The 11,060-nt window shown below is 48.3% G+C and carries 13 protein-coding genes and 1 tRNA gene; 3 read left to right on the forward strand and 11 right to left on the reverse strand.

Features of this window, described 5'->3' with window-relative positions; all coding sequences use genetic code 11:
• Nucleotides 1-40: 40 nt before the first annotated feature.
• Nucleotides 41-673, reverse strand: a complete 633-nt coding sequence (locus VLG36_04335; GenBank protein HSW78001.1) for a pentapeptide repeat-containing protein — start codon at nucleotides 671-673, stop codon at nucleotides 41-43.
• Between the two features lie 104 nt (nucleotides 674-777).
• Between VLG36_04335 and VLG36_04340 the strand changes: the two genes are divergently transcribed.
• Nucleotides 778-854: transfer RNA gene (locus VLG36_04340), tRNA-Met, on the forward strand.
• A 63-nt stretch (nucleotides 855-917) separates the two neighbouring features.
• Here the strand turns inward: VLG36_04340 and VLG36_04345 are convergent.
• The 6 genes from VLG36_04345 to VLG36_04370 all read right to left on the reverse strand — a co-directional run bounded on the left by VLG36_04345 (nucleotide 918) and on the right by VLG36_04370 (nucleotide 5,500).
• The gene (locus tag VLG36_04345) at nucleotides 918-1,292 is read right to left on the reverse strand and encodes a hypothetical protein (GenBank protein HSW78002.1); all 375 of its coding nucleotides are present in this window, start codon (nucleotides 1,290-1,292) and stop codon (nucleotides 918-920) included.
• Nucleotides 1,293-1,455: 163 nt separating this feature from the next.
• Nucleotides 1,456-1,989 carry a hypothetical protein gene (locus VLG36_04350; protein ID HSW78003.1) on the reverse strand — a complete coding sequence of 178 codons (534 nt, stop codon included), beginning with the start codon at nucleotides 1,987-1,989 and terminating at the stop codon, nucleotides 1,456-1,458.
• Between the two features lie 124 nt (nucleotides 1,990-2,113).
• Nucleotides 2,114-2,584 carry a hypothetical protein gene (locus VLG36_04355; GenBank protein HSW78004.1) on the reverse strand — a complete coding sequence of 157 codons (471 nt, stop codon included), beginning with the start codon at nucleotides 2,582-2,584 and terminating at the stop codon, nucleotides 2,114-2,116.
• Between the two features lie 70 nt (nucleotides 2,585-2,654).
• On the reverse strand, nucleotides 2,655-3,251 hold the full coding sequence (locus VLG36_04360) for a hypothetical protein (protein ID HSW78005.1): 597 nt from the start codon (nucleotides 3,249-3,251) through the stop codon (nucleotides 2,655-2,657).
• Nucleotides 3,252-3,922: 671 nt separating this feature from the next.
• Nucleotides 3,923-4,546: a class F sortase gene (locus VLG36_04365; protein HSW78006.1), complete on the reverse strand. Its 624-nt coding sequence runs from the start codon at nucleotides 4,544-4,546 to the stop codon at nucleotides 3,923-3,925.
• Between the two features lie 21 nt (nucleotides 4,547-4,567).
• Entirely contained in the window at nucleotides 4,568-5,500 is a 933-nt protein-coding gene (locus VLG36_04370; GenBank protein HSW78007.1) for an ice-binding family protein, read from the reverse strand.
• Nucleotides 5,501-5,889: 389 nt separating this feature from the next.
• Here VLG36_04370 and VLG36_04375 point away from each other — a divergent pair, with 389 nt between their 5' ends.
• Complete coding sequence (locus VLG36_04375) at nucleotides 5,890-7,500, forward strand: glycosyl hydrolase family 28-related protein (GenBank protein HSW78008.1); 1,611 nt, start codon at nucleotides 5,890-5,892, stop codon at nucleotides 7,498-7,500.
• A gap of 13 nt (nucleotides 7,501-7,513) precedes the next feature.
• Here the strand turns inward: VLG36_04375 and galE are convergent, their stop codons facing one another.
• The 3 genes from galE to VLG36_04390 all read right to left on the reverse strand — a co-directional run bounded on the left by galE (nucleotide 7,514) and on the right by VLG36_04390 (nucleotide 9,356).
• A complete protein-coding gene (gene galE / locus VLG36_04380) occupies nucleotides 7,514-8,536 on the reverse strand; it encodes a UDP-glucose 4-epimerase GalE (protein HSW78009.1) in 1,023 nt (340 codons plus the stop codon).
• Between the two features lies 1 nt (nucleotide 8,537).
• A complete protein-coding gene (locus VLG36_04385; GenBank protein ID HSW78010.1) occupies nucleotides 8,538-9,068 on the reverse strand; it encodes a DUF2127 domain-containing protein in 531 nt (176 codons plus the stop codon).
• A gap of 117 nt (nucleotides 9,069-9,185) precedes the next feature.
• Nucleotides 9,186-9,356 (reverse strand): hypothetical protein, encoded by a 171-nt coding sequence (locus VLG36_04390; protein ID HSW78011.1) that lies wholly within the window; start codon nucleotides 9,354-9,356, stop codon nucleotides 9,186-9,188.
• A 298-nt stretch (nucleotides 9,357-9,654) separates the two neighbouring features.
• Here VLG36_04390 and VLG36_04395 point away from each other — a divergent pair, with 298 nt between their 5' ends.
• Nucleotides 9,655-10,470: a hypothetical protein gene (locus VLG36_04395; GenBank protein ID HSW78012.1), complete on the forward strand. Its 816-nt coding sequence runs from the start codon at nucleotides 9,655-9,657 to the stop codon at nucleotides 10,468-10,470.
• A gap of 129 nt (nucleotides 10,471-10,599) precedes the next feature.
• Here the strand turns inward: VLG36_04395 and VLG36_04400 are convergent, their stop codons facing one another.
• Nucleotides 10,600-10,749, reverse strand: coding sequence for a hypothetical protein (locus tag VLG36_04400; GenBank protein ID HSW78013.1), 150 nt, complete (start codon nucleotides 10,747-10,749; stop codon nucleotides 10,600-10,602).
• Nucleotides 10,750-11,060 lie beyond the last annotated feature (311 nt).

Genomic DNA, 11,060 nt, shown 5'->3' on the forward strand with positions numbered 1-11,060 from the left:
TTTCAAACCGCAAGGGCAGGGGAGAGGGGAGTTGTATCTGTTAGGAGACCGTGATGCCTAGTTCGCGTGCCAAATAGGGCGCAATCCTGGCCAACTGTACAGCGTCAATCGTCGCATCTTTTAGGTATTTCCACCCTATTATTTCGATCAGCTCCGACGTTCTAAAATCTACCTTCTTGCAACTCGCTCGCTCAAATATTGTCTTTTCAAGCGTACTTGCCTCAAACGTCACATCCACGAGTCGTGCGTTTAAAAAGTCCGTCTCCTGTAATGTACAGTCTATGAATCGTACCCGCCGAAGATCTGAAAATCTCAGATTAGCCATATCAAGTTTACAGCCACGAAAAATAACGTCATGTAAAGAGGTTCGACTAAAGTCCAAACCAGACATGCGGCAATCGGTAAACTCAGTGCGATTAAACGTACCATTAGAAAGGTTTGCAGCCGAGAGATCCGTTTTGGTTACCATAAAATCACGCGCATTGCAGCGCTCAAACTGCGCTGTGGTAAATTGAGAGTGTTCTATTTTTGTGCTTGAAATATCTAGGGAAGTTGCACTGTAATTTATCGCATCAGCATATTGTAAAACTGAGTTTTCAACGTCCCCATCTAGAAACTGTTCTATTTCTATAGGTTCAAGTTTTGCGAGAAGTTGTGGCAGACTGACTTTCATACACTCTATCGTATCACTTCCCTGGCCTATCTTGCCAAGAGATGGACAGATAAAAACCTCTAGAAAATAAGATAGCAATCTGCTACAATCATCGAGGTAAACGTGGCAGCGTAGCTCAGTTGGTTAGAGCGTAGGACTCATAAGCCTAAGGTCACAGGTTCGATCCCTGTCGCTGCTACCATAAGCATTATCATAAGAGACCCTTGAGGGGTCTCTTATTTTGTACGCGGAATATTACTTATATTCAAAACCTATAAAATAATGCGAAAGTAACTATCGTGAATAGGTATAACAGCATACCGAGCAGTATGACGGTTCCCGCTAAGCTAACCATGTAACGTTTCCATACTGGAGTCGTACTTCTCTTTCCACTGATACTAAAAGTGTCACCTATGCGATACATCACCGGAAATATGACCATGGTAATGGGAGCTAACAAGATAATAGCAATAATCGGATAACTATTGTTGACGCTCCACCGTTGCAGCATGCCTCCTAATAAGTCGCCGTTACTTAGCAAGATGACCAGCGCGAACCAGATTATTACGAACAATGATCTTAAGCCTAGATATGTCTTTTTTGTTTCAGACGATGGGTTATACTTAACCTTTTTTACCATGCATTTATTCTATCATGCCAAATAGTAATATCTGGAGCTCGTACATTAGAGACAGATGACCGTTAGTCAACAACCATTTGACGATGCCACCGCAACAAGCTATAGAGACGGGGACTTTTATTTTGTAATCCCCTCTAATTGAATTCGTTGCAACTGGCTCTTACTACTTCAGCTTTCGAACCAACAAGACGATACCGACAGTCGCCAAGACACTCCATAGAAGATCGGCAAATGGATTCATGAGAAGTAAGGCACCGAGAGAGAAGGTATTGGTCGTTGCACAGGACAGCTCACCACACATTTGTTCAATTCCTGGAACTGCCGCAAAGAGAAAACACACTGCTACTGCGGCAAATAACCAAGTGACGACTGTCGCAAATCGCCCGATACGACGGGCCGTAAGAAGTAGATAGATCGCGAGGCAACAAAATATGGCAATGAGCAGCATCGGAAGTGATGGAGTTATTAAGATGGCAAGGAACGATGGCGAGAAGAGGATCGCTCCGATATCACTTAGAAGCGAGGGGCTTTGAACAAAGAGATACACGCAGCTGATGAGCACAATAGCAAGTGGAGCTAAGAGTAGTTTGTTTTTGCTAGACACGCCTCCTTTAGCTGATGTGTTAGTCTTAGGTTTTTGAACCCCTGATGCTTTAGAGTCTTCTTTCTTGATCGCCGCGTTTTTGCTGTTAGCCATATGGCTTCATGATATCAATTACCCGACCTGAGAGCAACCTACATTGAAGAGCCCCCCAACCACGAGCTGCCTTGCGGCAATTCAAATGGTTGAGGGGTGTACTCTTCAGCGAGACGGATTTATGTTAGACCCCACCCGTGATCGCGTAGGCGAACACGTTGCTGAGATCCAGGTGGCCGTTCGCGTTCGGGTGGAACACGTAGGCCCTGTTGTTGCCCGCCTGGTCGACGTTCTGGAAGTCGGAACTTCCCGTATCGCAGACGGTGTGCCCCACGAACGGCGAACCTGTCCCGTTCATGGGCACATAGTGCAGCCGCGACGCGTAGTCGCTGCTCTCCCCCTGCACCAGCGTGATCTCGCTGCTGATGGTTGCGTCGATTTGGCCGACGATGTATCGCGCAGCCTGAGCGTTTGCCCAGTGTGTCGATCCGTTGTAGAGGTAGAAGCAGCCCGTGTTCTCGGGGTCGCTCGCGCTCTCCACCGGCATCATGTACGGGTAGTCGGCGACGTAGATCTGAGCGTTCGGAGCATCCTGGAGGATCGTCTCGTAGGTGCTCTTCAATGCCCCCGGAAGGGCGTTGGTGATCTTGTCCACCGTCGTCGCGTAGATGGAGGTGGAGGAGTCACACGACGAACCAAGTGGCCAGACGCACGCCGTTGCGTAATCAACCGAACCCTACGTCATTTCCTCCGATCGTAAGCGTCACCTTTTGGGTGCTGTTGGACAGCGCAGCAGCCTGAGGCACCTCGTTGTTGTATGCACTAGTGATAGCACTGGTCGTTGCCCCCGAGCACGCCACAAAGGCCGTCGTTCCCAGGTTGAGAGACGCATCGTTTTGCAGCAGGCGCGGATATGCCACCGAACTCTGGTGACATGTGTCTACGTTCGGTATATCAGTACCGTACTCGAAGGGTGAGTTGCCCTCGCCGCTTGAGAACGAGTCGCCCATAGCAACGTACGTCGCCATGGGCTGGTCGGTCGGAATCACTGTACCGTTGTTGCCGAAGCCGTGTATGAACAGCGGCCTCTCGGTGTATCCCAGTGACGACGATTGCGATGTGGACACCTTGTACGAGTGAAGCATGCCAGTCGCACCTACTACGGGAGTGGAGGGTCCACCACCGTAGTAGTAGTTTTGGCATACGACATCAGTGATGTGGATGTTTGCACCAGTTGTCGTGGTGGTGATGTCCACTCCGTCAGCCGACCACTCCAGGTGGGCTGACGAGTCTTCAGTCCACCAGAACTCGACTACGCCCACAGAGCTGTTCGTGTACTGGCTGACACCCCACGCACCGTTCGTCACGTCAGCCTGAGCTGCGAGAAACGATGCTTTGTCGGCGAAGTGATCCGAAACGCCGTACCACTTCGAAGCGTCCGTCAGAAACGACGACCAGTCGAAGGTGATGTCGGTCGGATCGCACGTCTGACCAGATAGGGTGGAGCTGGTGTGCAGGTTGGTTGCGACCGGGTACGAATCGGTTGCCTGGGCGACACCCGGCGTGATGATGCCGAGCACCAACGCGAAGGCGGCGAGCAGCACCAAGATGCCACTGTTTCTCACCTTTTTCAAGGGAGTACCTTTCTGTTAAAGGTCGTTCCTTTGGATGGGAATTACTGGTTGCTCGCTGAAGAGCATTTTTACTATATATTTAATAGGTTATATTGCAAAGCGTGAGCAAAAAAGAAGAGTGCGGACGTCCAAAAGGATGATTGTATCATAGACTGAAATGGCATACCCGTTCTATCCTTGCAGCGTAGTAGCTAAGCCGCTAGACATTCTTAGACTTGATATGATTTCATCCATTCTAATCAGTTCGCGTCTTATACGGTTCCAGTTGATTCCTGCATTGCCTACCAATAAATTATGTCTTAAAAAGAAGTCTTGTATGGCTTCTTTTTGTATCCGTCTAAACAACGTATGGAGAATGACTACTCCAAAACGCTAAACACCACCAGTCGGCTTGAGTCACTATCCGTAGCGTTAACCCAAGCACCATCACATGTAATTAGGTTTAAGTGGCTCTTACCATCCGAAGATTGAAAGACTGAAGACGCATTGGCCGTTGGGCTATACTGCTTGCTATCAGTTACGGCAAATGTTTTCATATGCCCCTTTTGGTCAAGCACAGAAATCTTATCGCCTTTTTTTAGTTTATAAATATCATTAAATACAGAGCCATGCAATCCAGTCCAGCCTGAATGTCCTGCTATTACTGCGCTCCCCTCATCCCCCGGACGGGTACCAAACTGATACCAGGCTGTCTCATCCGGGTTCTTTTTTATATCCATAGTACCATCCGCCTTTAGACCGGCAAACGCAATAGAGGCACTCACGCCGATAGATGGAATGGTGATAGTCTCTGGTAACGCCGATGGCGGCTTTTGTTGGCCTATGTACGTAGTCGTAGTAGTAAATGGAAGTGGGTTACTCTGAGCCATATCTTGTAAGATAACTTGTCCTACAAGTATGCAAAGTCCACTTACAACCACCCGCATGAGCCGAGAAAGCTCTTGTAACCTTCTGAGGTTCTTATGGGTGCGTTTGATACGCATAGATTGTCCCCAAAATCGGAATTAGTTGGTGCGTTTTTTACGGATAAAGAACATTACCAGGATAGCAGCAGTACTCGCGCTTAACGTGCTAACAACAAGTGGCAGCACGTTTTGGTTAGAACCCGTGTTGGGTAACCCTGGCACACTGGTAGATCCGCTACCGCCGCCAGTGGTGGATGCACATGTAGGCACCGTAATCGTATCAGTATTAAGCGTCACATTTCCATTTCTCGCCAAAAGTCGCCCCTCAATAGTGGCGCCGTTATTAACTGAGATAGAGTTTAAAGCGAGGATCGTGCCCTTAAAATTAGCCGTTGTATTGATAGAAGCTGTATTAACTCGCCAAAAAACATTACAAGCCTGAGCTCCATTTATGAGCGATACGGTACTACCCGATCCAACAGTTAACCCGGTACCATTAAAATTTGCTTCAAAAATAAATACAGATGATGGATCGTTTTGACCATCTAGCACAAGCGCACCGGCACCTGCGGTAATACCAAACGTTGTCGAGGCAGAGTCGTAAACGCCAGCCGTTTTAGTAGTTCCACCAAGCTCGGTTGGCACCGTCGTAACCGGCGTACGACCTGATGCGTCCGTATAAGCAGTGGTAAGGTCATTCTTCGCTCCCACTAACAGTGGGCCATTCGTTATCCGACATGGGAGAGGACCGGCTGCATCAACCGAATATATCGTACCAGTCACTTGCGAACAGTTAAGTCCAATGCCTGCACCCGACGCAGGACTCAAGCCTACATTACCAAGAATCACCGATGCATTTCCAGCGTCAGTGATATTAGGAGTACCAGCCAATATAGCGAACGGCGTGGCGGTTCCTAGACTAACAGTGGACTGCGCCGCGCGTGCTGTTGATGCACTCGTTATAATGCCGGCCGCAACAACCGCTCCGCTTACAAATAAACTATTAAGTATTTTCCTACTAGTTTTTCCCATGATCTTTTCCTTTGTTAGTTAATGCTTCTGAACGAATCGTGTGCATCAGTTCCAACCAGGAAAATGTATAGATGGTTGAGTGATATATGTCCCGGGAGACTAAGGCTAGGTATACATCTCTAGCCTACGTTCTCATCCTTTTGTACATAGTGTCTGTGGTAATACTATCAAGCTAATGGTTAATAGGCAAATCAAAATTGTAACTTCTACTACACTAGCATAGGAGCACCTGTGTTTAGCGAATAACTTACAAGAACTACATTCACCTTGCAACGCTTATGTTTTTCCTATTAAATAGACCTACAGCAACCTAACAAGGATACGCCGTGGCACGATTGCCTGTTCCAGGATCAGATAACGATACATAGGGAAATGTCCTCAACGATTTTTTGACGCAATCGCATAATGCCGATGGTACACTAAAATCCTCTGCTATTACCTCAAGTGGGGCTAATGCCACCACAACCTCGACCGGTCTTATCCAGTTGGCTGGTGATCTTGCTGGAACTGCCACAAGTCCTACCGTTCCCGCTCTCGCCTCAAAAGCCAATGACAGTGCGGTCGTCCATAAAAGCGACTTTACCGCAAAGGGTACCTTAATCGGCGGAACTGGCGCGAGTATTTACGCCAGCCTGTCCGTTGGTTCTGACACGCAGTTACTCACCGCCGATTCCACCCAAACAACCGGACTCAAATGGGTTAATAAGCCTACTTCTGGTATTATATACGCAGTCGATTATGGTGCTGTATTTAATGGTTCTACAGATGACGCAGCAGCATTACAGTCGGCGATTGCCGCGGCGGTAAGCACGGGCAAACCGCTCATGCTTTCACCTGGCACGGCCATTATTGGCACGTCTCTCTCTATCAGCGCGCCTATCACGATAGTAGGAGCCGGAAGCGCCGCAACAATCTTAAAAGCTAAAAACAGCCTAAACGACTTTATTATCAAGTTTACCGGCGGCTCAGCTGGCGTTGGCATAGTGAGTGCCGTCTTTATGGATTTTACACTTGACGGCAACTTAGCAAACCAAACAGCTGGTGGCGGCATTTTAGCCAGCGGTGCGGTACAGTGTGTTTTTGAGCGACTTCCTTTTACGAGCTGTTACAACTGGGGTCTTGAGCTTGGTCCTATTACTGGTGGCGCCTTTGGACACCATAACCGTGTTTTCAACTGTCTGTTCGACAATTCCGGTACTAGCACTGGGTATGGAGGAGGTACCTGGACAACCTCAAGCGACGAAAACTGGTTTATTCTCTGTGACTTTGAAAACCTCGGTGGCGCTTCCGCTCCTACCGGCACTTCACCCATCATGCTGTACGATCTTGCTGGTCTACAGTGTATTATTGGCTGTAATTTTGTAGGCGGTTCGAACAATTGTATTGCTGTGAGAATCCAAAACTGTAAAGAAACAAAAGTCATCAGCTCCACATTCGATAATACCGCTGGTGATAGTGTTTTTATGGTAGCAAACAGCTGTACGGTTACTGGGAATGTATTTGCTGGACCAGGGACGGTTGGGTCAACCCCAGCGTCTGGCGTTAACCTCGAATTTAATACCCACTTTAATATTATCAGTGGTAACTCACTCGTCACTTCAGACATAACGGGTAAAACCCGTAGTCTCATCCGCGAGGAATCCACTGGTGGTGCTGGCGATAACCTACTAGAGGGTAATGGCATGAGTTGGGGTGCTTCTGGACCAACCGTCGCGCTACTTGAGACGGGTGGCACCAATACGATCGTTCGTAATAACATTGGCTGGAAAACCGAAAACACTGGTACTGCCACTGTACTGTCCGGCACCACGAGCATCGCAGTTTCGCACGGACTAGATACAACACCAGCGCTCGCTAATCTTAGCGTTACGCCTACCAATAGTCTGGGTAGTGCAACTCGCTTCTGGATAAGTGGCGTCACGAATACATCATTTACTATAAATGTTGATGTCAATCCAGGTGCGACCACGGCTACGTTCGCCTGGGCTGCACGAATGTAGAACTACTCAGTTTCTAACCTTCACTAAAGCCATTTGGATTCGATATTTGCCAGCGCCATGTGTCTGCGCACGCATCTTTGAGCGTTTTAGTCGCTCTCCACTCCAGCTGTGTATTCGCCTTTGAGACATCAGCATAGTACTCAGACAAGTCACCTGAGCGTCGTTTAATAATATCGTAAGGTATACTTTTTCCCGTAGCCTCTTCAAAAGCATGAATCACCTCAAAAACAGAGCTTCCCTTGCCAGTTCCTAAATTAAATACATCAAGACCGTGCATGCTTTCCATCCGCTTAAGCGCTGCGACATGCCCTTTCGCAAGATCAATCACATGGATATAATCACGAATACACGTCCCGTCAGGAGTGTCATAATCATTACCAAAAACGTGAAGCTTCTCTAGCTTGCCCACAGCAACCTGCGAAATATACGGCATGAGATTATTCGGCGTATTACGCGGATCTTCCCCAATCCTACCACTCTCGTGAGCCCCAATAGGGTTGAAGTAACGCAGTAAAATGACTCGCCATGAATCGTCTGACTTTGCGATGTCACGTAGGATCTGTTCCGTCATGTATTTTGTTTGGCCATATGGGTGAGGAATACCAATTCCTGTTTGAGTCGTCTCACTCCATGGCAATACAGGCGCATCTCCATAGACAGTAGCCGACGAGCTAAAAATAAGTTTCTTAATATTAGCTCGTTTCATTGCGCTGCAAAGCACTAACGTTGTGTCTAAATTGTTCTTATAGTAGGCCAACGGCACCAGTACTGACTCACCTACCGATTTCAGGCCAGCAAAATGGATAACCGCCTCTATATCGTTCTCAGTAAAGATCTCTTTCAAGAGTACTTCATCCCGCACGTCGCCAGAGTACAGTTGAACGCTCTTGCCGCTCAGTTCTTCTACTCGCTTGATAGCAGTTGGGTGGCTATTACAAAAATTATCAACAACCACTACTTCATATCCCTGCGCCAGTAACTCAATCGCTGTGTGAGTTCCAATATATCCAGCGCCGCCTGTCACCAAAATTTTCATATTAGTCTTCCAACGCCATTTCAGTTCCAACGGCAGATTCAGATGTAGAGACCTGCAACGTCTGCCGCGCCTTACCATATTCTCGCCATATCAGCCATAGCATGAATATGTCAAAAACAGTAAGCAAGATCATTCCTATGCCAGGATGAAGAATAATACTATATGTCTGATATATCATCATCATACCAAGAGTGATAAGCGAAAAAGGATACGCCCATAACTGATTTCGCAAAATCCCAATGACCGCGATTAGTTTTGTGGCAGCATGGACCCACAAATACGCAATAATAAATACTCTACCGCCATGGGCTAAGTGATCTGTCCATCCAAGCAGGGTTGTTGTCACCATATCGTGTGGGTCTTCAACGCGATCACGCTGTGTAATAAAAACGATAAAATCATGAATCGAATGAGGACTAATAAAAAGCAGTAAGAAACCGCCTAAAACTTCAAGAACGCCACCAACACCCTTGATAACTATGCCACCTTCAAATACCTTATCTAAAAGTGTGGATGGATGATACCAACTCATAGCCTCATTGTAGCATCTAGCGAGGTGTTTACCTCTTCTTTCAGAATGTGCCAGGGAGAGAACTAACCCCTGGCACTACATTATTGGTTCCGCCTACCTAAAAAACTCAAAAACGCACTATTTATTGCGATGGCTATTACGGCCACCTTCGCGCTTAGCTTCCAATGGCTGCGCTTTAGCTCCTGCACGCCCAGCCACCCTTGGGTCAGCACCGTTTTTACTCCCAAATTTACCGGTACTTGCCGCAGCGCCACGCTGTGCAATTTTGCTGACCGTCTTTTTATCCATTGCTGCAAAACCACGGTTGGCTGTACTATTATCGCTATTTTTAGCTGCTATACCCCCTCCTTTACTTATGGTTTGTAGCTATAAGTATGGTCTAATCTTGGAATGCGCGCCGTTAAGGTTTTCACGGAACTATTCAACAACATCGGAGGGCGATATTGCTTAAAAAGTAAAATTATGTTATAATAGAAGGGCTGCAGTAATGCAGCACCTTAACAACGCACTTACTTTTTCTCTGTAGGTGGCTCTCACTTTTTATACTTTAAAGATTGAGAGCCGTCTACATGAGAAGGGAACAACGATGGCGCGCCTCAAGTTCATGCTCAACCCCGACTCTCCCCGTTCACTCGATGTGAGTACGGGGAGCGTGACCAAGACGTACCTCAAGCAGACCCTGGCCACCCTCGCGGTGGTCACCGGGCTGTACCTCCTGTTCGGTTGGTGGGCGGATGCCCCGGGCTTCTTCGCCCCGCTCCACACCTACAAGCCGATGGGGTACGGACTGTCTGCGATCTGGTACGTGTTCGCCGCTGGAATCGTCGCAACCGCCTTCAAGGGACTGACTTCGGTCATCTTCAGGGCACCCCATCCCACCAGCACCAGCCAGTTCTTCACCCGAGGAACCTGGCTCGCACTCAACGCCGGTGTGTTCGAGGAGATCATGTACCGCTGGTTGCGCCTGATCGGCGCGATGGCTGTCCTGAACATCCTCAACGTGGTGACTTTCGGCCTCGTGCGACTGGTTGTCAGCTACATCCTGGCTCCTATTGTCAACTGGGCGAGTCTGGGCATCCTGGACCGCCCACTGACCGGGCACCTCGGCTGGCTGATCGCCGGCGGCATCGTGCTCGCAAGCCTGCGGTTCAAGACGATCCATCGCAACACGGAGGAGAGTTCTGAGTCCAAGCGGACCAGCTTCGCCAACATCCTTGGCGTGCTGACCTCATGGTACTTCGGCTTGATCATGTTCGGGCTCGTCTTCGCCTGCGGACTGTGGACGGCGATCGTCGCCCACGTGCTGTATGAGCTGTGCGTCTACTGGACACGCGGCGTCACCAACAGCATGCACCCGCAACCGGTCCACATTCGGCCCCCGGCGTCCATCTTCACCGAGTAAGTGCGTCGGCGAGTCTGTCCCTATCCGGGAGAGGCTCGCCAGCGTCACACAGTTGTCAAAAAACATTTGACCGTTGTGCAGCGTTCATTAAAAAAGAGAAGCTCTTGTCAGCTTCTCTTTTTACTAGTTTTATTCGACATCTATATCGTCTGGTAGGCGATCAGCATGGCTCGCGATAAAGCTTCGCAGCTCTTCACTTGTCCGCGGGCGGTTCCAAGTAGCTAAATCGAGGCTATTCGTAAGATTTACCGAACCGTCGTCGGAGGTGGTGATATCCATTTTTGCGTCCTTTTTGTTTCTATCGTTTTATGTATTTATTTAAGCATAAATATGATTAAAAAGCAATAGTATTTTATGACAATTTATCCGGCTCCCATACATCTTGGACACTTCGTCATATACTTTCTAATCTAGAAAGGAGTGAAAGTGAGAACAAGAACAATGACCAGAAACAACTCCAAGTGTATGGGGCTCGTATTCGACTGGCCTGGTTTTCGAGCTGCCGAGGAACTCGGCAGCGTGAGCGCTGCCTGTAAACACTACGGGATTGCCAGGAGTGAGTATTACTACTGGCATAGCCGGTGGGTAGC

The organism is Candidatus Chromulinivoraceae bacterium (assembly GCA_035478595.1).
GTDB lineage: Bacteria > Patescibacteriota > Saccharimonadia > Saccharimonadales > Saccharimonadaceae > CAMLKC01.

Bases quoted from the DNA above. Each gene is read 5' to 3' on its own strand.
- VLG36_04345 (HSW78002.1), bottom strand. From the start codon at position 1,292: ATGGTAAAAAAGGTTAAGTATAACCCATCGTCTGAAACAAAAAAGACA.
- VLG36_04390 (HSW78011.1), bottom strand. From the start codon at position 9,356: ATGGATAAAAAGACGGTCAGCAAAATTGCACAGCGTGGCGCTGCGGCA.
- VLG36_04400 (HSW78013.1), bottom strand. From the start codon at position 10,749: ATGGATATCACCACCTCCGACGACGGTTCGGTAAATCTTACGAATAGC.
- VLG36_04365 (HSW78006.1), bottom strand. From the start codon at position 4,546: ATGCGTATCAAACGCACCCATAAGAACCTCAGAAGGTTACAAGAGCTT.
- VLG36_04370 (HSW78007.1), bottom strand. From the start codon at position 5,500: ATGGGAAAAACTAGTAGGAAAATACTTAATAGTTTATTTGTAAGCGGA.
- VLG36_04395 (HSW78012.1), top strand. From the start codon at position 9,655: ATGGCGCGCCTCAAGTTCATGCTCAACCCCGACTCTCCCCGTTCACTC.
- VLG36_04385 (HSW78010.1), bottom strand. From the start codon at position 9,068: ATGAGTTGGTATCATCCATCCACACTTTTAGATAAGGTATTTGAAGGT.
- galE (HSW78009.1), bottom strand. From the start codon at position 8,536: ATGAAAATTTTGGTGACAGGCGGCGCTGGATATATTGGAACTCACACA.
- VLG36_04335 (HSW78001.1), bottom strand. From the start codon at position 673: ATGAAAGTCAGTCTGCCACAACTTCTCGCAAAACTTGAACCTATAGAA.
- VLG36_04350 (HSW78003.1), bottom strand. From the start codon at position 1,989: ATGGCTAACAGCAAAAACGCGGCGATCAAGAAAGAAGACTCTAAAGCA.